The following is a 19,411-nucleotide window of genomic DNA, read 5'->3' as shown; positions in this document are numbered from 1 at the left end:
GGCTCAGTTGGCCTGGATGGCGGTGGCGAACTGGGCGAGGTAGCTGTCGGTGATCGACTGGTTGAAGATCAGGTTCTCCAGCGGCGGCACGGGCGTGTAGTCGTAGCTGATCTGCAGGCGGCCGTCTGCGAGGTCTTCCTTCTGGTTGAGGTCGGGGTCGAACCAGGCGCTCGCGCCGATCAGGTAGCCGCCGGTCACCAGGTCGCGGAATCGGCTGTTGATGTAGCCCAGCATGTCGCGCACGAGGCTGGGGTGCATGGGCTTGTCGATGAAGACGAAGTGCGCCTCGGCGATGGTGTCGGCCAGCACCTGGGCGGTGCGGGTGTAGTTCTCGAAAGGGAACTTGCCGCCCTTGGCCTCGCAGGTGCGGTTGCCCCAGAAGCGGTAGCCGCTGCGGCGGATGATGGTGGTGACCTCCAGCCCGTTGAGGTAGCCCGCGTCACTGGCCGGGTTCTGCAGGTCGAAGAACACCGGCACGCTGATGCCTTCCACGCCGTTGACGACGTAGTTCGACAGGGTCTTGTGCCAGCCGATGTCCTGATCGATCTTGGCGCGCACGCCCAGGGCGTTGGCCACGGCGCTGAGCGATGTCACGTCGTTCGTCTCGGTGTTCCAGCCCAGGAACTCGGGCCACAGCACCATGAGCTCGCGCGCGCCGAATTCCGCGCGGTAGGTGGTGGCCTGCTCCTTGGTCTTGGCGAGGTTGCCGTTGGGGTCGCGCGCGGCGGCGTAGACGAAGCCGCGCAGGGCCTGCGCCGCCGTCACCAGGGCGTTGGTGACGGCCTTGGTGTCCAGCCCCGGCGCGCCCAGGATGCGCGGCTTGACGCCCAGCGCACTCTCGGCCGAGAGCAGCGCCTGGATGCCGGTGGGGTGGCCATCGGCGCCCACGGTGCCGATGACGTTGGTGGTGGTGGCCGCGGCGTCGGCGCCCGGGGTGACGCGCACCACCATGACGACGGCGCGGCATTGGTTGCCGATGGCGCGCAGCGCAGCCGCCAGCGTGCCGCCGGCGCCGGCCTTGCCGATGCTGCCGGCGGGGTTGGTGAGCAGCACCGGGGTGTTGATGGGGAAGGCGTCGTCGTCGGCATTGGGCGCGGTGGCCACCAGGCCGATGACGGCGGTGGAGACGACGCGAATGGCGGCGCCGGTGCCCGTGGTCTCGATGACGCGGACGCCGTGGTGGTACTCGGTGGATGCCATGGGGTTCCTTGCTTGGGGTGTGACAGCGGTTGGATGGGGTCAGGCCTGGGCGGCGTCTGGTGCGTGCGCCAGGGCGGGGGCGGCGGGGAGGCCGGGCGGGGCGGCCTGGGCGTGGCCCGTGGCCTCTTGCGTGCGGATCTGCGCGCTCAGTTCTTCGATGAGGGGGGCCACCTCGCGGTAGGGGCGGGCGGCCAGGCAGTCGAGGATGAAGGCGGCCGATTCGGCCGTGACGGTGAGGGTGCGGATGGTGGGCATGGGTAAGGGCAGAGCGGGAGGGGGAGCGTGGGCACGCGTCACCGGCCCAGGGCGATCCAGAACGCGGTTTGGTTGGGCGCGGCGTCGCCGTTCTTGGTCCACGCCTGCAGCAGAAAGCCGGCGGCGGACTGGCCTTGGTACGTGTAGACGCAGAGCGCGGTGTTGTTGCCGCCCAGGACGATGGCGAACACGCTGTTCGGGAAGGGCTCCCTGAAGGTGACGTAGGTGTTGCCGTTGCTGCCCACGGTGGCACCGCCCCATTGCACGATCAGCCCGGCGGGCATCGGCTGCGAGCCGATGGGGGCCAGGACGTGGTTGTCGAAGGCGTTGCTGCGCATGGCGTCGGTGATGCCGTAGCCGTCGAGCGTGGTGGGCTTGCCGGTGATGCTCCCCCACGCCGGCTTGATGGTCTTGCTGTCGGCGGCCGTGAGGCGGCCCTGCGCATCGACGGTGAAGGTGGGCGCCGTGGTCTCGCTGCCGTAGCTGCCGGCGGCCACTGCGGTATTGGCCAGGCTCAGGGTGCGGTCGGCGCTCAGGTCGCCGCCGCCGGTCAGGCCGGTGCCGGCCGTGAGCTTGCGGCTGGCCAGGGCCGCATCGGTGATGCCGTAGCCGGCCACGGTGGTGGGCTTGTCGGTGACGCTGGCCCACGTCGGCTTGATGGTGACGGTTCCGGCGGCCGTGAGGCGGCCCTGCGCATCGACAGTGAAGGTGGGCGCGGCGGTCGCGCTGCCGTATTTGCCGGCGACCACGGCGGTGTCGGCCAGCGTCAGCGTGCGGTCGGCGGTGAGGTCGCCGCCGCCCGTCAGGCCGGTGCCGGCGATGAGCTTGCGCGCGGCCTGCGCCTTGCGGGCCAGGCCCAGGGCCAGTGTGCGCGGGGTGATGGCCCGCACGTCGTCGGTGCCCTCGTCGGCTTCGGCGTCGGTGGCGATCTCGATGACGCCCAGGCGCTCGGTGGTGGCCGGCGGGTTGATGAAGCTGGTCTGCCCGAATTGGAGCGTGCTGATGTCCGCGCTGCCGTCGAGCACGCGCAGGTCGGTGGCCAGCATCATGATGCCGGCGGCGGACTTCTCCACGATGGGCTCGGCCTGGCCGTAGCTGCCCAGCAGGGTGCCGTTGTCCAGCCACAGGCCGAAGCCGCGCACGGTGTAGGTGTCGGGGCCGTCGTCGCGGATGGTGACGTGGATGGTGTCGCCCGCCACCACGTCGCCGGCGATGGTGGCCAGGCGCTTGAACTCGCCGGGCAGCGCGGCCAGGCCTGCCGCGGGTGCGAAGGCCTGGGCGGTGAGGCCCACGCTGACGAGCGTGCGCGCATTGGTGCCGGTGTGGCCGGCGTTGACGAGCGCGGCGCGGCCGGCGTCGGTGAGCTTGAAGAGGATGGCCATGGCTTACTGGACCTGCAGCGCGAGCCGCGCGTAGACGACGGGCCGGCCCACCGCCACGGCCCTGAGGGCAGGGGCGGCGGCCAGGCCCTGGATGGCGGTGAAGTGGCTGCGCAGCGGCTTGACGCGGGCCACCTCGGCAATCACGTCTTCCACTAAAGCGGCACTGACGCCGGCGCCCGTCTGGTCGGTGAGGGTGAAGACGAGTTCGAAGGTGTGGGGCAGGCCGCGCGGCGTGGTCTGCCACCACTCGCGGATGGCGATGTTTCCGCCGAAGGCGGCCACGGCATCGGCCACGCTGCGGTAGGTGCCGCGGCGGCGCTGGATGGCGATGGCGTTGCGCACCACGGCGCGCTTGACGGCCTCGGGCCAGTCGGTACGCCAGCCTTCCACGCCCATGCTCCAGGCCAGCCAGGGCAGCAGCGGCAGGGGGCAGGTGTCGGCGTTCCAGAGGCTGCGGTGCGGCTGAGGAATGGCCTGCAGGGCGCGCACGGCCACGGCCTCAACCGCGCGGTCAAGCGCGGTGGCGTTGGGGGGCAGGAGGCTGTCAGTCAATCACACCCCCGAAAGCCAGGTCGATGGCGGTGCAGTGGCTCGCCTGGGTGTTGCTCACGGCCACGTCGGCGGCGGGGCTGTGCAGCACCACGCGGGCCACGCCGTCGATGTGCAGGGCGGCATAGATGCCCGACAGCGTGGGCAGTCGGCCGATGCGGTGCATGGCGGCGGCGTACTGCTCGGCACGGGTCTGGATCTCGGCCATGACACTGGACGCATCGGGGCCGGGCAGCATGTAGACGGTGGCGGCGATCTGGTAATGCACGATGCCGGCGGGCTGCACCAACACCTCGTCGGTGAGGGGGCGCACGTCCTGCGCGGTGAGCGCGGCATAGACCTTGTCGAGCAGGGCCTGGGTGGGCACACCCTCGCCATCGCGGGCAAGCACGCTCACCACCACCTGCCCGGGCGTGGGGCTGACGGGGTAGGCGTCGAGCACCTGGCCGTCTGCGCTCTTGGCGTGGAAGATGTACGCGCCCACAGGGCCGGCGACGCTGTAGCCGCGCGGCGCGAGCTGGATGCGCGCGCGGAAGTCGTCGTCGCTCTCCATCACCTCTTCGACGGGCGGCACGGCGGCGGGGTCGGCCGGGGTGATGACCAGGCGCTGCACGTCGTAGAAGGCGGCGAGTTGGTCGAGGTCGCTGCCCTGCGCATAGGCCAGCATGACGGCGTGGGCCGAGTCGTTGCGGGCGCTGCGCTCCACCACGATCTGGTATGCCGTGCGCTCCAGCCACTTGGTGAGCGGCTCGGATTCCAGCTCGATGACGGGCGCGGCCGGCGGGTAGGCGGCCACGAGGTCGGCCTTGAGGTCGGCGAGCACGGCCTCGAAGTCGGGCACCTGCACGACGGCGGGCGCCGGCAGCTTGCTCATGTCGATGAGCTGGGACGTGCTCATGCGGCCAGGCCCCCGATGCTGACCGTCTGCAGCGTGGTGGCGGCCTGGCTGCGGTCCACGCGCTCGATGTTGAGTTGCGTGGTGCCGTCGCTGGCCGTGGACAGGGTGATGCGGCGCACGGTGGTGCGCGGCTCCCACTTCATGATGGCCTGCGCGCTGGCCGCGATGAGGCGCAGGCGGTTGGCCGGCGTGGTGGGCGCGTCGATCAGCTCGGGGATGAAGCTGCCATAGCTGCGGCGCATGACGCGCGAGCCGATGGGCGTGGTGAGGATGTCGGCGATGGATTGGCCGATGTGGTCGGCATAGGCCAGCGCGCGGCCGGTGCTGGCGGACATCATTGCGGCAGGCCCGAAAGGTCGGTGCCTTGCTGCACCTTGTCGTGGGTGTGGGTGCGCAGGCTGATGGGGCCGCTGCGCACGTCGGTGTCGGCGCTCACGGTGCTGGTGGTCTCGATCTCGCGCGTGGAGAGCAGTGGGATGCTCATGCGGCCCACGCTTTGCGCACCGGGCACGGCCGAGGCGCCGGAGGCGCTGAAGCCGCCGAGCATGGTGGTCAGGCCCATGACCGTGAGGTGTCCGGTGGTGGTGGTCTGCGGCGCGTCGAGGGTGATCTGCTGCGAATGGACCGTGGCGCTGTCGCTGGCTGTGACGTCGGCCGTGGTGCAGTGGACGGTGATGCGGTCGGGGACGGTGATGTCGGCCGTGCCGCCGGCGGGCAGCGTGATGGCCAGGGCGTGCGCGGCGTGGTCGTAGCTGACGGTGGCGCCGTCCGGGTAGACGGTGACGGTCTTGTTGGGGTCGGTGCTGGGGGCGGGGTGGTCGTTCTGATGGATGCCGCCGATCACCAGAGCGCCGGCCAGGTCACCGCCGGGGGAGAGCAGCGTGACCTGCTCGCCGACCGTGGGCGGGTTCCAGGTGCGGGTGTTGCCGGCGCGCAGCTCGTGGTAGGGGCGCCAGTCCGTGAGGTTCTTGCCCGTGCGCACGCGCACCAGGGCGCCGGGCAGCTCGTGGCGCACCTCGGCAATGGTGCCGGTGCGCACGAGGTTCTCCAGCTTGCGCAGCACGTCCGGCAGCAACAGGTCGATGTCCATGCGACCAATTTGCCGGGGGAGGCGTGCGCGCGCGAGGAACTGCTTATCTGAGGGTGCCGGGCAGAAACGCGCTGTGTTGAAATGCGGCTTCTATTTTTTCCCCTCGTTGGGTGCGCGGCCTTATTGTCCAATTAGCTCAAGGCTTCGCTTTGCCCTTCAATGCGACCGTTCCTGGCTGCTGGAGGACAAGAATATATGTTTCTTCTAGTACCTTCCAAGGACCGTATTCAAACCCGCCACATTTGTAATCGCCAATGCTGGGTACGAGTCGCTCGCCCTCTCGTGTTTCGATACACCCTTTTAGAACGAACTTTAATGTCTCACTAGTGTGCTTATGACGGGGTATCGTCGCGCCTTTTTTATATTTGACGATCCTCGCTTCACAATTTTCAAAAAGAACCTTCATCAAGGTTCCAGGAATTATTTCGCCCCCGACAGACGCTCTAACCGTCTTAAATCTGGATTTGTCATTTCCAAAGACGTTATCAATGATGCGTTGGGACGGTTTCATGTTGATTTCCTAAATAGTTGGGTCGTTTGATGACGCTTGGCAACACGGTTGTCTTTACGTCAGGCGCATCTTGACAGTTGATCCCCGGCCCGAACTCATCTGTTTGTCGTAGATGCGCGCGCTCCAACGTAGGCACTGAGCATGGTAGTGATGGGTCTGTATTTCGTCTCAAGGCTGTAACGCTACCGATGGTGTGCCTTGCCGTTGCGAATCAGAACGGCGCAGGCGACCGCACCACCTCCACCGGCCCAATCCCGTTGTAGACCACCGCCCCGCTGGAGCTGGTCACCACCCATCGCCCATTGATGCCTTGGCCGGGTTCGACGTCGTACTCCTCGGGCGGGAGCGGCAGCACGATCTCGTCTTGCACGTGGTCGCTGTACCAGGCCGGCACGCGCAGCAGGGTGGGGTGTCCGAAGAGGCTCATGGGAGGGTCTAGGCGATGTCAACTAGGGTTGCCGAATACTGTGCAAATGTACAGTGTTTGGCTAGACTGGCCGCATGAACACCCAAGACGACGAAACCTGGATCGCGGCCTGCGCGCACCGCCTTCAGCTGCACTGGCGCACGGTCGATCCCATCGAGCTGGAGGCGACGGCGCGCGAGATTGCGCATGACACCCAGCTGCGCGCGCTGGCCCCCAGCCTGGCGGCCTCGCGCTGGCTTGCGCCCATCGAGGCGCCGCATGGCGGTTGAGCAGCTGCTGATTGCCGTGTGTGGGGCCCTGGCGGCTTGGCTGTCGCAGGACACGCGGCGCGGCCGGGCGCGGTGGGCTTGCCTGTTCGGGCTGGCGAGTCAGCCCTTCTTTCTGGCCGCGACGTGGGGGGCCGGGCAGTGGGGCATGTTCGCGCTGGCCCTGCTGTACACGGCGGCCTGGATGCGCGGCGCTTGGGCCTACTGGCTTGCGCCAGCGTGGCGGCGCTGATCGTGCTGATGCCGGTATGTGGGCAGTACACCGACTTAGGAGCCGTGGCGTCCGGATGCACAAGGAATGGGTAGTCGCGGACGTCAACGTGGGCAGGCTGCGCCTGCAGGAGCGCGACTATGACCCTCGGCCGTCGCGCAAGCGCATGGGGGCATTTCTGGACTGGCCAGATTCGCGCGAGGGCTTTGTGATCCCGCCGCTCCAGTCGGCCAGGGTGGTCAAGATCATCGACCGCGGGGTCTTGATCGCTGGCTTCGAGCTGCGCGAATCTGCGGTCGATCCGAAGTCGATCCGGCGTGAGCGCTTCGCACAGACGTGGTGGTGTTTGCCGGTCCTTTTCGATGAGACGCCGGCGGCCGGCCCGGCCGCTTTGCCAGGGGCGAAGGAGGACTGGCGCATGCGATCTTCACGCGAATACATGGAGCGCATAGGCCTGCTGCCGTCCGGCTCTGTGTAGCGCCCCAGGGCATGTTGGCCGCGGCGGTCATGTCGATGAGCGCTGGAAGCCGCGGGGGTTTGGCCTACTGGCTCGCGCCTGCGTGGCGGCGCTGAGGGGCAACTGGTGTCAGGCCCCCAGGGCGGCGGCCAGTTGGGCCTCGATGGCCCGCACGTCTGCCTCGGTGAGGCCCAGCAGTTCGCGCCGCGCGTAGCGCACGGTCGGACTGCCGGCGCGGCGCCAGTCCACGCTGTCGCGCAGGCCGTACTGGTGGACGCGGGCGATGCGCGCGGCCCGCGGGTCGATGGCGACCGTGGCGCGGTCTGCGGTGGCGGACTTCTTGAGGAAACGGGCGGTGCGCAGGCGCTCGAACATGCCGCGGCGGATGGCCCCTTTGCGCCGGCGGATGGTGCGGGGCTTGCGCGCCTGGTAGGCGCTGCCGTCCGGGTTGCGCTGCGCGGCGATGCGCGCGGCCTGGCTCTGGCGCAGCGTGGTGCCGATCTCGGCCATGAGCTGGCGGCGCCGCTGCGGCGCCAGGCGGGCCAGCAGCGGCCCGGCCCAGCCGGCCAGGGTGTCGAGCGGGTCGGCGGCCATCAGCGGATCTCCTCGGCCACATGCCACTCGGCGCCGATCTGCTCGCCCAGGTACAGGGCGTAATCGCCCGTCGCGTAGGGGGCGGGGTGGTAGGGCTCGGGCACGTGGCGCACGTCGAGCCGGCGCCGGCCGCCGGGCTCGGTGGATTCCTTGACGGCCACGGTTTCCGACAGGTCCACCTGGATCTCCACGTCGGCGGTGTCGTGGTTGAGCAGCTCGGCATGGAAGCGCAGGGCCTTCTCGCGCAGCGAAGGGTTCAGCGCAATGTCGGGCTGGCAGGTGCGCAGCCAGGCGAGCAGGGGCACGGCCAGGGTGTCGAGGTCGCCGGCGTAGTCGAGCACGGTGAGGACGAGCGTGTACTCGTAGCGGAACGAGAGCGAGGGGCCGCCGGCGGCCACCAGGTGGCCGGACTCGATGAAGACGGTCAGCCGGTCGGGGTTGGCCTGCAGGTGGGGCACGGCCTCTTCGAGGTAGCGGCGCAGGCTGGCGGGCTTCTTCATGGCTGGGCGATGTTGCTGGGCGGGGCGTGGCCAGCGGCGGCGTTCACTCGGGCGCGGGCGGCGTCGTAGGCGTCGAGGCAGGCATTGAGGTCGTGGGTAGCGTCGTCGCCGTCTCCGGCGATGGCGACAAGGTCTGCAGCAGCCTCTGGCGCAAGTTCGGCGCGCGCCTGGCCAGGTTGAGCGGGGGCAGCACCGGGCAGAGCTGCGCCGACGCTGGCGGCGGGCTCGCGGGTAGGGACTGACAGGCGGACAGTGCCAGCGCGCACGCCAGCAAGAAGAGTCGCGAGGGCTTGGTTGTCATGGGCCTTGGCTTTCTGGTGGTCGGTGATGAGCTGCGCCAGCGTGTCGCCGAGTTCGGCGCTGTGCTGCAGGGCCTGGGTGGCGGCGGTGGCGGTGCCTTGGGCGGTGCGAGCCTTGTCGGCGTTCCAGTCGGCCAGCACGGCGCTGCGGCCGGACTGGACGCCGGCGGCGTGGGTGGCCCAGAGCACGGCGCCGACGAGGGCGGCGAGGGCCAGGCGCAGCAGCAGGGGCAGGGCGGTGGCCATGGCGGTTCAGGCGGGCATGGCGGCGGTGGCGGCCAGCGCTTCGAGGGCGCGCTCGCAGCGCTCGCGCCGGTCTTGGGCGCCGGCCATGGCGCGGCCGTTGATGGCCCGGGTGATGGCGTCGATGGCCCAGGCGTCGGCCTGGGCGTTGAGGCCGTTGTCGACCCAGTAGGCCGCGGCGGCCTGGGTGGCGGCCAGGGGCTGGGTGAGCAGGTCGGGCGAGGCGACGACGGGCAGGCGGGTCTGTTGCTGGACGCGGGCGTAGTTGTCGCGGCCGGTGTTGCCGATGAGGCCGCGGGCACGGTAGCGCCAGCCGTCGCCGCTGGCCTCGTCGCCGTTGCCGTTGACGCCGGCATAGACGCGGTTGGCCAGGGCCTTGGGGTTGCGCAGGTAGGTGCGCGCATCGTCCAGGCCGCGCAGGCGGGTGCGGAAGACCTGCAGGAGCCGCTCGGGCGTGGTGTAGAACAGGTTTTCTTCCAGCCGGGTGAAGCCGGCGGACTCGTGGCTGCACTGGCCGATGAAGGCGGCCAGGCGGCGCGGGGTGTCGATGGCGTAGGCGGCGCACACGTCGGCCAGCGGGGCCAGGAAGGTGCGCGCGGCGGTGGGGTTGATGCCGGCGGCGATGAGGGCCGGCAGGGTGAGCAGGGCGCGCGCGCTCATTGGCCGGTGCCCTTGGCTGCGTTGGTGGCGGTGCCGGCGAGGGCGCCGCGTGCGTCGCTCACGGCGTCGCTGGCCAGCTCGGCGATGTCGCGGCCCTTGCGCCGCTCCAGCCAGGTGAAGACGGCGGCCACGATCCACGGGCCGGGGATGGAGCACACCACGAAGACGCAGCCGCTGACGAGAAAGAAGCCGGCCACCGGCGGCAGCAGCGCGTGGCTGGCCAGGGCCTCGGCGGCGGTGAAGGCCTCGGGGTAGTGGTGCACCAGCGCGACGAGGGCGGCGGTGCCGACCACGAAGCTGCTGACCAGGCAGGCGGTGACGCGGTTGACGAGGTCTTTGTGCGGCGCGTCGGCGCGCAGGGGCACGTAGCGCAGGCCCAGCCAGAAGGCGATGAGCGAGGCGACGACGGGCAGGGTGAGCAGGGCGAGCTTGTAGCCGGCGACGCTGCCAGCGGCGGTGGTGGTGGGTTCGGACATGGGGGCGGCTTTCAATCCCAGAGCTGGATGGTGTTGGCGGTGGCGGCGGGGGTGGTGGGCGGATCGGGCAGGGTGACGGCCTGGCCCAGGGGCAGGACGGGGCCGAGGGCGGCGAGGCCGGGATTCAAGGCATAGGCGGCCTCGGTGACGCCGGCGGTGGTGCCCAGGTGCCGCAGGCACAGCAGGTCGAGGGTGTCGCCCTGGCGCGCGGTGACGGTCTGGGGCATGGCTAGATCAGCTCCACGGCGGTGCGGCTGAGGCCCAGGATGTCGCGGATGGCCCAGCGGGCGTCGCGGCGGTGCTGCTCGGCCTGCAGGTTGCGGGTGGCGTCTTCGTCGTCCTTGCGGGCGCGGCCGGTGCTGTCGTAGTCCGCATAGCGCTCCAGCAGGTTGGCGTGGGCCAGGCTGTACACGGCGCGGCGAAAGCGCAGCACCTGCACGCTGGTGCTGTTGATGCTGGGGGCGGGCACGTCGGCCAGGGTGGCGTGGCCTTCCAGCTGCTGGACGGCGGCCCAGGCGCTGAGTTCGGCCATGGTGTGGGCCAGGGCCTCGGTGGCGGCGTGCTGCAGGCGGGCGGCGTTGACGGTGCCGTCCAGGCGCTGGGTGTCGCGCAGCTCGGCCAGGTCGATGACGGGCCAGAAGGCATCGCCGGCCTGCAGGGTGCCGAGCGGGGCCGGGTCTTGCGGGGGCGTGGTGCGCACGAGGGGCGGGGCGGCGGCGATCAGGGACATGGCGGGTGGGGGTGTAGGTGGGCGGTGGCCGCAGCGCGTTGCCGTGAAGGCTCAGCCTTTGGCGCGGCGCTGCGGGCCGCCCGGCACGTGGGGGTGCTCAGTGGCCGCGCGACTTGGCCGGGCCGCGCTTGGGGGTGCGAGGCCTGGGTGGGTCGGCGGGGTGTTCGGTGGTGGCGGCGCTGCCGTCAGCGGGGGCCGCGGGCTTGGCGGCGCTGTCGGGCTGCAGTTGCGCGCTGGCCTGGCCCTTGGCCTCGGCTTCTGCCTGGGCCTGCAGGGCGGCGGCGCGGCGGGTGACGCGCTCGATGTCCTTCTTGACGCCGCTGTCGCTGGCGAGCTGCAGGGCGCGCTGCAGGTGCTCCTGCGCGATGGCCAGGCGCTCGGGGCTGAGGGCGCCAAGGTCGGGGTCTTCGGCGGTCTGCACCTTGCCCAGGGCGGCATAGGCAATGGCCTTGTGCAGCTTGGCGCGGGCTTGGTCGGGCGCGTCGTGCCCGGTGGTCAGCTCCAGGGCGCGCATGAGCAGGCGGGCGGTGGTGGCCAGCTGCTCGGCGGGGCTCGCGCTGGTGTAGGCCGTGCCGACGAGGGCGGGCTTGCCGTCGTCGGTGTGGCCGACTTCGAGCGGAGCCCACTTGCCGGTGAGGTAGGCGGTGGAAAGCTCGTCGATGACGGCCACGGCGGGCGTGCGCTCGAACTGGTCGGGCAGGGTGAGGCCGTGCGTGAGCACATAGGCGGCGATGTCGAGCGCGAGGGTGTAGGCGCCGGCGTCGATGGCCCACACCATGCAGGTGCTGAGCACGCGGTCCTGCGCGCCGGTGCCGCTGCGCAGGGCCTCGGCGATCCAGTCGAAGTAGGCGGGCAGCAGCTGAGCCTTGACCTCGCATTTGCGGGTGATGGACTGCAGGCCCTTGAGGTGGCGGCGGTCGGCGGCGAGCTTGGCCAGCATGAGCTGGTAGGCGTCGCCGGTGAGTTCGCCGTGCGGGTCTGCGGCGGCGGCCTGTTGTTGGGCCTTCTCCTGCAGCACGCGGGCGCGGTGGCGTTGGGCGGGGCTGAGCATGGCGGGCCGCGTCAGGCGTTGGCGATCTCGATCTTTTCGATGAGGGCGGCGCGGCCGTTGTCCTCGATCACATAGGCGTCGTTGCTCGATTCGAAGTTCTCGATCCGGTCGCGCTTGGGGTTCTCGATGACCATGCGACGGCGGCCACCGGTCTGGTAGTAGCGCGACAGGTTGTCGAAGGTGGTGATGAGGATGGCGTTGTCGGGGAAGTAGGGCACGCTCGCGGCCTGCAGGCCGCCCACGCGCTTCTGGCTGATGACGACATCGGCGGCCAGCGTTTCGGTGGGCGCCTGGCTGGTGTTGACGAGCGGGAAGTACTTGTCGTGCAGCAGCTTGCGGCCCAGGATGGCCACGAGGCCGGGGTCTTGCTGGAACCACGGATCGAGCAGCGTGATGGCGTCGTAGACGGCGGCGTCGAGGTTCTTGTAGTCGGTGCCGGCGGCGCTGCCGATCTTGACCTTGCCGGCGGTCGCTCCGCTGGCCATGACGTTCTCGGGCGCGTCTTCGCGCAGGTGCTGCAGCCAGCCCTTGTTGACGTCCTGCAGCAGGGGGTTCTGTGCCAGGTTGGTGTTGGCGGCAATGCTGGTGCCGTTGAAGCCGATGCACATGATGTCGAGCGCCTGCCGCTGCAGGATGGCGTTGGCCACGCGGGTCTGGAAGTCGGGGAACTTGGCCCAGGCGTCAAGCTTGGCGTAGCCGATGTGCGTGTCGCTGTCGGTCTTGGTGCAGATGTAGCCGCGCTGGTCGAGCGTGGTGATGTCGCGGGTCTGGCGGTCGGCCTGGCTGGTGTCGGTGCGGCTGGCGGCCGGGCCGGACAGGCCGAGGCCGAGCTTCTGGCCCTGCTGCTCGGTGACGCCCACCATGTTGATGCGGCCGAGGAAGTCGCTGGACTCCTGCATCTTGGTCTCCAGCTTCTGCTGGACCGAAGGGGAGACGGTGAAGGTCTTGGTGACGTCGTCGGCGTGGACGCCGTTGAGCTGGGCCAGGCGGGCCAGATAGGCGGAGAACAAGGGACGGGTGAGCTGGTGCATGTGCGTGCGTGCGGTGAGGGTTGCGGGTGTGCGCCGGGCGGGCTCAGAACTCGGTTTGCACCTGGCCGGCGCCGCCGGTGGCGGTGGGACGGCCGGGGTTGGCGGGGGTCTTGTCGAGTACGGCGAACTTCTCGCGCAGGGTCTTGACCTCGGCCTGCAGGGACTCGATGGCGCTGGTGTTGGCCTTGATGCCGACGGCGGTGTGGTCGGCGTGCTCGGTGAAGGCGTCGCCGATCTTCTTGAAGCCTTCGGCCACCAAGCCGAAGCGCTCGTCGTCGGTCTTGGCCTTGCCGGTGAATCGCTCGATGGCGGCGGTGATGTTGGCCTTGAACTTGGCCAGGGCGCCGGTGTCTTCGTCGGCGCCTTCCAGTTCCAGGGTGAACTCCAGGGCCTCGCTGATGAGGTTCTCTGGGTGGGCCTTGCGCTGGGTGAAGGGGCTGGCGTTGGGGTGCTGGGCGGCGAAGGCGAGGGCTTCGGTGCCCAGGCTCGCGGGGTTGTCGGTGACGGCCAGGCCGACGAGGTAGGCCTTGCCGGTGTCGGCGAACTTGGGTGCCACCTCGATGCTGGTGTAGATCTTCTGGCGCTTCTTGCTGAGGGCCACCAGCTCGGGCGTAGGGTCGATCTGCGCGAAGAGGGCCAGCTTCTTGGTGCCGCCGATGTCGACCTCTTCGGTCTTGACGGCTAGCACGTCGCCATAGGCGCGGAAGGGGCTGTCGGGGAGGATGCCCTTGTAGTGCTCCAGGTTGACGCGGGCGCCGTAGGTGGCGGGGCTGTAGCTGGCGGCGATCTGCTCCAGCCAGGAGCGTTCGATGGTGCGGCCATCGGAGGTGGCGCCTTCGACGGCGACGCGGAAGAACTTGGATTTGGCGGCCATGTGCGGTGCGGTGTGTGGTGGCGTTTTGGATGGGTGGTCCCATGTTGGACGCCGTGCCGCGCACGTTCAACGCACGGCGTTGCGCCGTGTGCCGGGTAGAGATCGAAGGGCTGGAGATGCGGGGTTGCGGTAGGCACGCTAGGTGCCATGCACACACCACAGGGAGAGAGCCCCGCGCGTCGCGCGAAGGGCTCCAGCATTGAGAAAGCCGCAGGGGCCGGGCTTGCGGCCGGGTCGGTGGCCGCCGCGCTGTCCGATCAGATTGCCACGGGCGGCAGCAATCCGCAAGGACGCCGCACGCATGCGCGCTTCCTCTACTTTCAGGGCTGGCGGTGCAAGCAGATCGCGGAGTTTCTGCAGCTGCCGCCTTCGACCGTGTATGGGTGGAAGGACGCCGAGCGTTGGGACGAGGCCGCACCGCTGGAGCGTGTGAATGGCGCGCTGGAGATGCGGCTGGTGCAGCTGGTGTTGAAAGACCAGAAGACCGGCGGCGACTTCAAGGAGATCGACCTGCTGGGCCGTCAGCTGGAGCGCACGGCGCGCGTGGAGCGCTATCAGCACACGGGCAAGGAAGGCGACCTGAATCCTGCAATTGCGGAGCGCACGAAGGCCATGAACGCGGCGCCGCGCAAGCGGGGGCGTAACGAGTTCACGCCCGAGCAGATCGAGCAGCTGGAGGCGCTGCTGCTGGAGCAGAACTATCCGTTCCATCAGACGTGGTACGAGAACCAGCGGCAGCGGCTGCGCATGCTGCTCAAGTCGCGGCAGATTGGGGCGACCTTCTACTTTGCGCATGAGGCGCTGCTGAGTGCGGCGAAGGAGGGGCGCAACAAGCTTTTCTTGAGCGCCTCGAAGGCACAGGCGCATCAGTTCCGCAGCTACATCGTGGACTTCGCCAAGCAGGTGGGCGTGGAGCTGCGGGGGGAGAACATCAAGCTTTGGAACGGCGCGGAGTTGATCTTCCTGGGCACCAACGCGATGACCGCGCAAAGCTACCACGGGGACTTTTACTTCGATGAGTTCTTCTGGGTGCCGCGCTTCAAGGTCATCAACAAGCTGGCCAGCGCGATGGCAGCGCACAAGCATTGGCGGAAGACGTACTTCTCCACGCCCTCGGCGATGTCGCACGAGGCCTATGCGTTCTGGACCGGCGAGGACCGCAACAAGGGCAAGGCCAAGAAGGACCATGTCCGCATCGACACCAGCCACAAGGCCCTGAGCGGTGGCGTGCTGTGCGCGGATCGGAAGTGGCGGCACATCGTGACGGTGGCCGATGCGGCCGCGGCGGGCTTCGACCTGTTCGACATCGAAGAGCTGCGGCAGGAGTACACGGCCGAGGAGTTCGCCAATCTCTTCATGTGCGAGTTCATCGACGACAGCGCTTCGCTGTTCAGCCTGGCGGAGATGCAGGGGTGCATGGTGGATTCGTGGGAGGAGTGGGCGGCGGACTTCAAGCCCCTCGCCCTGCGTCCCTTCGGGCACGAGCCCGTGGTGGTGGGCTATGACCCATCGGACACGGGCGACGCCGCGGCGCTGGTGGTGCTTGCGTTGCCGCGCGCCCCGGGCGATCCCTTCCGCGTGCTGCATCGCGAGCAGTTCAAGGGCGCGGACTTCGAGGCCCAGGCCGAGGCCATCCGCCGCGTGACCCTGCAGTACAACGTGGTGCACATCGGCATCGATGCCACGGGCATGGGGGAGGGCGTCCACCAGATCGTGGCGAAGTTCTTTCCCAACGCGCGGGCCTACAAGTACAGCCCCGAGGTCAAGGCGCGTCTGGTGCTCAAGGCCAAGCAGGTCATCAGCAAGGGGCGCCTGCAGTTCGACGTGGGCATGACGGACCTGGCCGCAGCCTTCATGGCCATCCGCAAGACGTTGACGGCCAGCGGTCGCAGCGTGACCTACGACGCCGGCCGCTCGCAGGAGGCCGGCCACGCCGACCTGGCCTGGGCCACGATGCATGCGCTGGACTACGAAACCTTGGCCGGCGATGTCGTCGGCGGCCGTTCCTTCATGGAGATCTTCGAATGAGCAAACGACGTGCACGCCATGGCAGTGCCAGCATCACCAGCAGCAGCGCCGCGCGCGTCCTCTCGGCAGCCGCTGAGAGCGGGGCGCCGGCCGAGCCCGCTTCGCCAGCCGCGCCGGTGGCGTTCACCTTCGGCGACCCTGAACCTGTCTCGCGGCTGCGGCTCATGGACTACGTGGAGGCCATGTTCAATGGCCGGTGGTACGAGCCCCCGCTGCCGCTCGACGGCATGGCCCGGGCGTTTCGCGCGGCGCCGCATCACAGCAGCTCGATCTACCTCAAGCGCAACCTGCTGGTGTCGCTGTTCCAGCCGCATCCGCTGCTGTCGCGCAGCACCTTCGCGGCGTGGGTTCTGGATTTCCTGATCTTCGGCAACGCCTACCTCGAAGCGCCCCGCTCGATGACGGGCAGCGTGCTGGAGCTGCGCCGCAGCCTGGCGCTGTACACGCGGCGCGGGAAGGAAGAAGGGCAGTTCTTCTTCGTGCCCAGCTACCAGCAGGAGCACGAGTTTGCGCGCGGCTCGGTGTTCCAGCTGCAGGAGGATGACTTGGCCCAGGAGGTGTACGGTCTGCCCGAGTACCTGAGCGCGCTCCACGCCACTTGGCTAAACGAGGCGGCCACCGTCTTCCGCCGCCGCTACTACGAGAACGGCAGCCATGCGGGCTTCATCCTGTACCTGACCGATGCTTCGGTTTCAGGGACCGATGTTGACCAGCTGCGTGAGGCGCTGAGGGAGAGCAAAGGCCCAGGCAACTTTCGGAATCTCTTCTTGCAGGCGCCCAACGGCAAGGCGGACGGCTTGAAGCTGATCCCCGTCAGCGAGGTGGCCGCGAAGGACGACTTCCTGGCCATCAAGAACGCCAGCCGAGACGACGTGCTCGCCGCGCACCGCGTGCCGCCTGGCCTGCTCGGCATCATCCCCAACAACACCGGCGGCTTCGGCAACGCGGGGGAGGCCACGCGCGTCTTCATCCAGAACGAGATCGCCCCGCTCCAGCAGCGCCTCATGGCCGTCAACGATTGGCTCGGCCAGGAGGTGGTGCGCTTCGGACCCTACGAGCTGCCCGCCGCCGGATAGCTCCGCACCGACTGCGCACGGCCGGAGCATCGCGCGCCCCCAGGGCGCTTTTTTTCGTCCGTACCTCGCCGCCCCCTGCCGGGAGGCGGCGCGCCTGCCCTGCAGGCCATACGCACGCCGCAGCGCCCTCCGGACGCTACCCCACCGCCCGCCAGTCCGTCGAAGCAGTCGCTCCTGCCCCCCGGCGCGCAGACGAGCCCCCACCGCGCCTGCCCTCTTGATGTGCATGTTTTTCCGGGATGTTTCCCCCTTGCCAATCGGTCGGGTCAGCGGGGGAGGGCTTAGGGGGAACTGCGCTTCTTCCACTACGAACAAATACGTATTATTTGACGGCGGCTAGCGGTTGAGCCGGCCATGACGGCGGACATGCTCCTGGGGAGGGAAATATGCCAAAGGTGAGCGGGAAGAACTTGATCTCCGAGACAACGGAAAAGGTCTTGAATAGAGCGTTGATAGTGGCAACGGTGGCCGTGCTGACGAAGCTCTACAACGTCCCTTTCAATGATCTTAAGGCGTTAGGGATGGACCTGCCTGCGGCGTTGGTAGACACAGCCCTCCTAGGGCTGGTTCTGTATTATTTATATTCCCTGTTTGTCAACTGGCTGTTCGATATCGCAGTTTTTCGACTTTGGTATACAGAGGCCTCCATCTGGAGTCAGTTCGGTACAAACTTAAAAATCGACAAGGCCTTTTTACAAGGGGCTGTTCCTCTCTTAGTCCGCCTCCATACGTTAGAGGCTTTGGGTAACTTCCCTATCAGCAAGGATGAGATTGCCGACAAGGACCGAAAGGCGTTGAAGGATTTCGAATTAAATGCCAAGCTTTACACTGCGCGTCTGAAAGGAGCCGGAACGCGATTCTCGACCTTAACATGGCTCGCGCGTTATTACGTATGGGTGCAAAGCTTGCTGTTCCCCGTTTCATGGAGTTGCTTCGCGGTATATCTTTTAATACGATACGGAACATTTTCGCTACCAGAGCGCTTCTAGCGCAGAAATTTATATTCTGTTAAATAGTAATTCGTCTAAGCTCGGCTGTTTAAATGTAGCTAGCGCCTAGGGGGCCAGTTAGCGTGCTATGGTTGCGGGTGCTAGGGAACTCCAACACACCGGAAAGCCGTCGGTGTCTTGGTGGATGGCAAGACGGTCGGCCGCATGCGCCGACTCCCTTCCTGCCACCAGAGTTGCCGAGCGGTTATCCCTAAATCTGGTCCTAAATCGGAGAGTTCCGGCAGCGCCTAGCGTAGTAGCTCCCTCGGAGCGCACACGCTGCAGCACGCCTGAAACCTGGTCTTAGGGGTTCGAATCCCTCCGTTTCCGCCAAGCCCTTCGCATAGAAAGCCGTTGATCTTCAACGGCTTTTTTCATTTCCGGGGTTGGCCTCGCGCGCTGCTGGCCCTAAACCATCCCTGAATCGCTCATTCCCGGCCCTGCGGGCCCTCGGTCGCAGCGCCCAGCGTGGCGTTCACCGCGGCCAGGTTCGCGCCTCGGTCGGCGGATGGAATCCACTTCGCGTAGTCGCGCATCATCACCTGCACCGAGTGGCCATGCTGCATGGCCACCCACACCGGATTGGCGCCGGCCATCAGTGCCAGCGTCACACTCGTGTCGCGGCATTCCTTTGGCGGGCGATAGCGCACACCTGCCGCCAGCCGGGCTTGCAGCCAAGCGCGGCGTTGCGACCGCTCATCGATGTAGCGCGGTGGTTGAGCTCCACCAGCCGCTCGCGGTGTGGTCTTGGTGCGGGCCCTGTCCTCGGTCAGCACGCGCCCGGTGCACGCGCATCGTGCCGGCGCGCAGGTTCACGTCTTCCCACCGCCCCCGCACCGCCACTTTTCTCTTCTTGCGCCCACTCGCGCCTCGCGCCGCCGGTGGGCGTGCTGTGGCCAGCGTAGGGTGTACGGGCCTGCTGACCCGATGGCACCTTGATCGTGCCCCCATGCTGCTTGCACGGTTCGGGCGCTGCGGGGCGCGCAGCACTCAGGAGTTGGCGAGGCGGTCGCGTCCGCTTCGCTGGATGCTCCGACACCGCCAGCAAGCTAGGCTTCAGCAGTCAAGATCGGCGAACCTGCGTCTCAACTGCCATAGGCGGACATCGGCACGGCCACGTTCTTCGACTGTCGCAGCGTCGGTCCGGCTTCTCTGCGCGGCCAGCATCGGGTCCAGTCGATCGCATTCCTGCCGGGCCGAAGGGCTGAGCGCCTGGCGGTGGGTGGCGGTCTTCCATTGGGCATCGTCCATGCCGGTCAAGGGGCGCACAGCCCGGCCCATCTGCTCGTTGAATTCCAGTCGCTGGACGTCCCGGCCCTTGCGGCTTTGGCCGCTCCAGCGGTCGGCGCCCTGGGTGGGGGTGGCATCGATCTCGATGGCGCCGACGCATGGCGTGTGGCTGTATTCGACTTTGCCCTGAGTGACGCATTTGTAGACCGCCTTTTGGGCGTGCACGGGTGGCGCCGTGAGGACCAGCGCCGTCAGGGGTACGAGAAGCAGCAAGGCGCGATTCATCGTGCCAGTCTCACACGGCCGGAGACTGCTTGGCGCGAAGGCTTCATCCATTCGACGGAGCGCCGCAGCGACGACCGTCGCAGCAACGCCATAGGTGTC

General features: G+C 68.2%; 27 protein-coding genes. 6 read left to right on the top strand and 21 right to left on the bottom strand.

Features of this window, described 5'->3' with window-relative positions; genetic code table 11:
* Nucleotides 1-3: 3 nt before the first annotated feature.
* The 9 genes from ACT54X_RS02175 to ACT54X_RS02135 form a co-directional block, all read right to left on the bottom strand.
* Nucleotides 4-1,200 (bottom strand): phage tail sheath subtilisin-like domain-containing protein, encoded by a 1,197-nt coding sequence (locus tag ACT54X_RS02175; RefSeq protein WP_476344762.1) that lies wholly within the window; start codon nucleotides 1,198-1,200, stop codon nucleotides 4-6.
* Between the two features lie 39 nt (nucleotides 1,201-1,239).
* Nucleotides 1,240-1,455, bottom strand: coding sequence for a hypothetical protein (locus ACT54X_RS02170; protein ID WP_476344760.1), 216 nt, complete (start codon nucleotides 1,453-1,455; stop codon nucleotides 1,240-1,242).
* Nucleotides 1,456-1,493: 38 nt separating this feature from the next.
* On the bottom strand, nucleotides 1,494-2,837 hold the full coding sequence (locus ACT54X_RS02165) for a gp53-like domain-containing protein (RefSeq protein ID WP_476344758.1): 1,344 nt from the start codon (nucleotides 2,835-2,837) through the stop codon (nucleotides 1,494-1,496).
* 3 nt (nucleotides 2,838-2,840) lie between these two features.
* Nucleotides 2,841-3,389 carry a phage tail protein I gene (locus ACT54X_RS02160; protein ID WP_476344756.1) on the bottom strand — a complete coding sequence of 183 codons (549 nt, stop codon included), beginning with the start codon at nucleotides 3,387-3,389 and terminating at the stop codon, nucleotides 2,841-2,843.
* Nucleotides 3,382-4,284: a baseplate assembly protein gene (locus ACT54X_RS02155; protein WP_476344754.1), complete on the bottom strand. Its 903-nt coding sequence runs from the start codon at nucleotides 4,282-4,284 to the stop codon at nucleotides 3,382-3,384. Before ACT54X_RS02155 ends, ACT54X_RS02160 begins: the two co-directional genes overlap by 8 nt.
* Nucleotides 4,281-4,622, bottom strand: coding sequence for a GPW/gp25 family protein (locus tag ACT54X_RS02150; protein ID WP_476344752.1), 342 nt, complete (start codon nucleotides 4,620-4,622; stop codon nucleotides 4,281-4,283). Before ACT54X_RS02150 ends, ACT54X_RS02155 begins: the two co-directional genes overlap by 4 nt.
* Nucleotides 4,619-5,374, bottom strand: coding sequence for a phage baseplate assembly protein V (locus ACT54X_RS02145; RefSeq protein WP_476344750.1), 756 nt, complete (start codon nucleotides 5,372-5,374; stop codon nucleotides 4,619-4,621). Before ACT54X_RS02145 ends, ACT54X_RS02150 begins: the two co-directional genes overlap by 4 nt.
* A 136-nt stretch (nucleotides 5,375-5,510) precedes the next feature.
* Entirely contained in the window at nucleotides 5,511-5,885 is a 375-nt protein-coding gene (locus tag ACT54X_RS02140; RefSeq protein ID WP_476344749.1) for a cupin domain-containing protein, read from the bottom strand.
* Between the two features lie 211 nt (nucleotides 5,886-6,096).
* On the bottom strand, nucleotides 6,097-6,312 hold the full coding sequence (locus ACT54X_RS02135; RefSeq protein ID WP_476344747.1) for a hypothetical protein: 216 nt from the start codon (nucleotides 6,310-6,312) through the stop codon (nucleotides 6,097-6,099).
* 74 nt (nucleotides 6,313-6,386) lie between these two features.
* Here ACT54X_RS02135 and ACT54X_RS02130 point away from each other — a divergent pair, with 74 nt between their 5' ends.
* The 3 genes from ACT54X_RS02130 to ACT54X_RS02120 are packed head-to-tail and all read left to right on the top strand — an operon-like array spanning nucleotide 6,387 to nucleotide 7,267.
* Complete coding sequence (locus ACT54X_RS02130) at nucleotides 6,387-6,581, top strand: hypothetical protein (RefSeq protein ID WP_114804243.1); 195 nt, start codon at nucleotides 6,387-6,389, stop codon at nucleotides 6,579-6,581.
* The gene (locus ACT54X_RS02125; protein ID WP_476344745.1) at nucleotides 6,571-6,810 is read left to right on the top strand and encodes a hypothetical protein; all 240 of its coding nucleotides are present in this window, start codon (nucleotides 6,571-6,573) and stop codon (nucleotides 6,808-6,810) included. The genes ACT54X_RS02130 and ACT54X_RS02125 overlap by 11 nt, the downstream gene beginning before the upstream one ends.
* Nucleotides 6,811-6,865: 55 nt before the next feature.
* Nucleotides 6,866-7,267, top strand: coding sequence for a hypothetical protein (locus tag ACT54X_RS02120; protein ID WP_476344743.1), 402 nt, complete (start codon nucleotides 6,866-6,868; stop codon nucleotides 7,265-7,267).
* A gap of 108 nt (nucleotides 7,268-7,375) precedes the next feature.
* On the opposite strand, the gene ACT54X_RS02115 is transcribed toward ACT54X_RS02120, so the two are convergent.
* The 10 genes from ACT54X_RS02115 to ACT54X_RS02070 form a co-directional block, all read right to left on the bottom strand.
* On the bottom strand, nucleotides 7,376-7,840 hold the full coding sequence (locus ACT54X_RS02115) for a phage virion morphogenesis protein (protein ID WP_476344741.1): 465 nt from the start codon (nucleotides 7,838-7,840) through the stop codon (nucleotides 7,376-7,378).
* Nucleotides 7,840-8,340, bottom strand: coding sequence for a phage tail protein (locus ACT54X_RS02110; protein ID WP_476344739.1), 501 nt, complete (start codon nucleotides 8,338-8,340; stop codon nucleotides 7,840-7,842). The genes ACT54X_RS02115 and ACT54X_RS02110 overlap by 1 nt, the downstream gene beginning before the upstream one ends.
* The gene (locus tag ACT54X_RS02105) at nucleotides 8,337-8,885 is read right to left on the bottom strand and encodes a hypothetical protein (RefSeq protein WP_476344737.1); all 549 of its coding nucleotides are present in this window, start codon (nucleotides 8,883-8,885) and stop codon (nucleotides 8,337-8,339) included. The genes ACT54X_RS02110 and ACT54X_RS02105 overlap by 4 nt, the downstream gene beginning before the upstream one ends.
* Nucleotides 8,886-8,891: 6 nt before the next feature.
* Complete coding sequence (locus tag ACT54X_RS02100; RefSeq protein ID WP_476344735.1) at nucleotides 8,892-9,542, bottom strand: glycoside hydrolase family 19 protein; 651 nt, start codon at nucleotides 9,540-9,542, stop codon at nucleotides 8,892-8,894.
* The gene (locus ACT54X_RS02095) at nucleotides 9,539-10,018 is read right to left on the bottom strand and encodes a hypothetical protein (RefSeq protein ID WP_476344733.1); all 480 of its coding nucleotides are present in this window, start codon (nucleotides 10,016-10,018) and stop codon (nucleotides 9,539-9,541) included. Before ACT54X_RS02095 ends, ACT54X_RS02100 begins: the two co-directional genes overlap by 4 nt.
* An 11-nt stretch (nucleotides 10,019-10,029) precedes the next feature.
* On the bottom strand, nucleotides 10,030-10,245 hold the full coding sequence (locus tag ACT54X_RS02090) for a tail protein X (RefSeq protein ID WP_476344731.1): 216 nt from the start codon (nucleotides 10,243-10,245) through the stop codon (nucleotides 10,030-10,032).
* A gap of 2 nt (nucleotides 10,246-10,247) precedes the next feature.
* Nucleotides 10,248-10,748: a head completion/stabilization protein gene (locus ACT54X_RS02085; protein ID WP_476344729.1), complete on the bottom strand. Its 501-nt coding sequence runs from the start codon at nucleotides 10,746-10,748 to the stop codon at nucleotides 10,248-10,250.
* A gap of 97 nt (nucleotides 10,749-10,845) precedes the next feature.
* Nucleotides 10,846-11,799 (bottom strand): phage terminase small subunit, encoded by a 954-nt coding sequence (gpM, locus tag ACT54X_RS02080; RefSeq protein ID WP_476344727.1) that lies wholly within the window; start codon nucleotides 11,797-11,799, stop codon nucleotides 10,846-10,848.
* Between the two features lie 11 nt (nucleotides 11,800-11,810).
* Entirely contained in the window at nucleotides 11,811-12,830 is a 1,020-nt protein-coding gene (locus ACT54X_RS02075; protein WP_476344725.1) for a phage major capsid protein, P2 family, read from the bottom strand.
* Nucleotides 12,831-12,873: 43 nt separating this feature from the next.
* Complete coding sequence (locus ACT54X_RS02070) at nucleotides 12,874-13,704, bottom strand: GPO family capsid scaffolding protein (protein WP_476344723.1); 831 nt, start codon at nucleotides 13,702-13,704, stop codon at nucleotides 12,874-12,876.
* A gap of 237 nt (nucleotides 13,705-13,941) precedes the next feature.
* Between ACT54X_RS02070 and ACT54X_RS02065 the strand changes: the two genes are divergently transcribed.
* The 3 genes from ACT54X_RS02065 (at nucleotide 13,942) to ACT54X_RS02055 (ending at nucleotide 17,797) form a co-directional block, all read left to right on the top strand.
* Nucleotides 13,942-15,732 carry a terminase large subunit domain-containing protein gene (locus ACT54X_RS02065; protein ID WP_476344721.1) on the top strand — a complete coding sequence of 597 codons (1,791 nt, stop codon included), beginning with the start codon at nucleotides 13,942-13,944 and terminating at the stop codon, nucleotides 15,730-15,732.
* On the top strand, nucleotides 15,729-16,808 hold the full coding sequence (locus ACT54X_RS02060; RefSeq protein WP_476344720.1) for a phage portal protein: 1,080 nt from the start codon (nucleotides 15,729-15,731) through the stop codon (nucleotides 16,806-16,808). The genes ACT54X_RS02065 and ACT54X_RS02060 overlap by 4 nt, the downstream gene beginning before the upstream one ends.
* Before the next feature lie 395 nt (nucleotides 16,809-17,203).
* Nucleotides 17,204-17,797 carry a hypothetical protein gene (locus ACT54X_RS02055; protein ID WP_476344718.1) on the top strand — a complete coding sequence of 198 codons (594 nt, stop codon included), beginning with the start codon at nucleotides 17,204-17,206 and terminating at the stop codon, nucleotides 17,795-17,797.
* Nucleotides 17,798-18,225: 428 nt separating this feature from the next.
* Here the strand turns inward: ACT54X_RS02055 and ACT54X_RS02050 are convergent, their stop codons facing one another.
* Together ACT54X_RS02050 and ACT54X_RS02045 are read right to left on the bottom strand one after the other, a co-directional pair.
* Nucleotides 18,226-18,573 carry a hypothetical protein gene (locus ACT54X_RS02050; protein WP_354318542.1) on the bottom strand — a complete coding sequence of 116 codons (348 nt, stop codon included), beginning with the start codon at nucleotides 18,571-18,573 and terminating at the stop codon, nucleotides 18,226-18,228.
* Between the two features lie 280 nt (nucleotides 18,574-18,853).
* A complete protein-coding gene (locus tag ACT54X_RS02045) occupies nucleotides 18,854-19,312 on the bottom strand; it encodes a DUF4124 domain-containing protein (protein ID WP_476344716.1) in 459 nt (152 codons plus the stop codon).
* Nucleotides 19,313-19,411: the final 99 nt, after the last annotated feature.

This window comes from Pseudacidovorax sp. DMC4 (assembly GCF_056314265.1).
This window is presented reverse-complemented; position numbering and strand designations above follow the sequence as displayed.

What these genes read in the sequence shown, in the direction of transcription:
- ACT54X_RS02120 (WP_476344743.1), top strand. Translation starts at nt 6,866, where the DNA reads ATGCACAAGGAATGGGTAGTCGCGGACGTCAACGTGGGCAGGCTGCGC.
- ACT54X_RS02100 (WP_476344735.1), bottom strand. Translation starts at nt 9,542, where the DNA reads ATGAGCGCGCGCGCCCTGCTCACCCTGCCGGCCCTCATCGCCGCCGGC.
- ACT54X_RS02145 (WP_476344750.1), bottom strand. Translation starts at nt 5,374, where the DNA reads ATGGACATCGACCTGTTGCTGCCGGACGTGCTGCGCAAGCTGGAGAAC.
- ACT54X_RS02045 (WP_476344716.1), bottom strand. Translation starts at nt 19,312, where the DNA reads ATGAATCGCGCCTTGCTGCTTCTCGTACCCCTGACGGCGCTGGTCCTC.
- ACT54X_RS02090 (WP_476344731.1), bottom strand. Translation starts at nt 10,245, where the DNA reads ATGCCCCAGACCGTCACCGCGCGCCAGGGCGACACCCTCGACCTGCTG.
- ACT54X_RS02115 (WP_476344741.1), bottom strand. Translation starts at nt 7,840, where the DNA reads ATGGCCGCCGACCCGCTCGACACCCTGGCCGGCTGGGCCGGGCCGCTG.
- ACT54X_RS02070 (WP_476344723.1), bottom strand. Translation starts at nt 13,704, where the DNA reads ATGGCCGCCAAATCCAAGTTCTTCCGCGTCGCCGTCGAAGGCGCCACC.
- ACT54X_RS02125 (WP_476344745.1), top strand. Translation starts at nt 6,571, where the DNA reads ATGGCGGTTGAGCAGCTGCTGATTGCCGTGTGTGGGGCCCTGGCGGCT.
- ACT54X_RS02110 (WP_476344739.1), bottom strand. Translation starts at nt 8,340, where the DNA reads ATGAAGAAGCCCGCCAGCCTGCGCCGCTACCTCGAAGAGGCCGTGCCC.
- ACT54X_RS02085 (WP_476344729.1), bottom strand. Translation starts at nt 10,748, where the DNA reads ATGTCCCTGATCGCCGCCGCCCCGCCCCTCGTGCGCACCACGCCCCCG.
- ACT54X_RS02130 (WP_114804243.1), top strand. Translation starts at nt 6,387, where the DNA reads ATGAACACCCAAGACGACGAAACCTGGATCGCGGCCTGCGCGCACCGC.
- ACT54X_RS02175 (WP_476344762.1), bottom strand. Translation starts at nt 1,200, where the DNA reads ATGGCATCCACCGAGTACCACCACGGCGTCCGCGTCATCGAGACCACG.
- gpM (WP_476344727.1), bottom strand. Translation starts at nt 11,799, where the DNA reads ATGCTCAGCCCCGCCCAACGCCACCGCGCCCGCGTGCTGCAGGAGAAG.
- ACT54X_RS02060 (WP_476344720.1), top strand. Translation starts at nt 15,729, where the DNA reads ATGAGCAAACGACGTGCACGCCATGGCAGTGCCAGCATCACCAGCAGC.
- ACT54X_RS02170 (WP_476344760.1), bottom strand. Translation starts at nt 1,455, where the DNA reads ATGCCCACCATCCGCACCCTCACCGTCACGGCCGAATCGGCCGCCTTC.
- ACT54X_RS02150 (WP_476344752.1), bottom strand. Translation starts at nt 4,622, where the DNA reads ATGATGTCCGCCAGCACCGGCCGCGCGCTGGCCTATGCCGACCACATC.
- ACT54X_RS02075 (WP_476344725.1), bottom strand. Translation starts at nt 12,830, where the DNA reads ATGCACCAGCTCACCCGTCCCTTGTTCTCCGCCTATCTGGCCCGCCTG.
- ACT54X_RS02155 (WP_476344754.1), bottom strand. Translation starts at nt 4,284, where the DNA reads ATGAGCACGTCCCAGCTCATCGACATGAGCAAGCTGCCGGCGCCCGCC.
- ACT54X_RS02140 (WP_476344749.1), bottom strand. Translation starts at nt 5,885, where the DNA reads ATGAAACCGTCCCAACGCATCATTGATAACGTCTTTGGAAATGACAAA.
- ACT54X_RS02135 (WP_476344747.1), bottom strand. Translation starts at nt 6,312, where the DNA reads ATGAGCCTCTTCGGACACCCCACCCTGCTGCGCGTGCCGGCCTGGTAC.
- ACT54X_RS02165 (WP_476344758.1), bottom strand. Translation starts at nt 2,837, where the DNA reads ATGGCCATCCTCTTCAAGCTCACCGACGCCGGCCGCGCCGCGCTCGTC.
- ACT54X_RS02105 (WP_476344737.1), bottom strand. Translation starts at nt 8,885, where the DNA reads ATGGCCACCGCCCTGCCCCTGCTGCTGCGCCTGGCCCTCGCCGCCCTC.
- ACT54X_RS02095 (WP_476344733.1), bottom strand. Translation starts at nt 10,018, where the DNA reads ATGTCCGAACCCACCACCACCGCCGCTGGCAGCGTCGCCGGCTACAAG.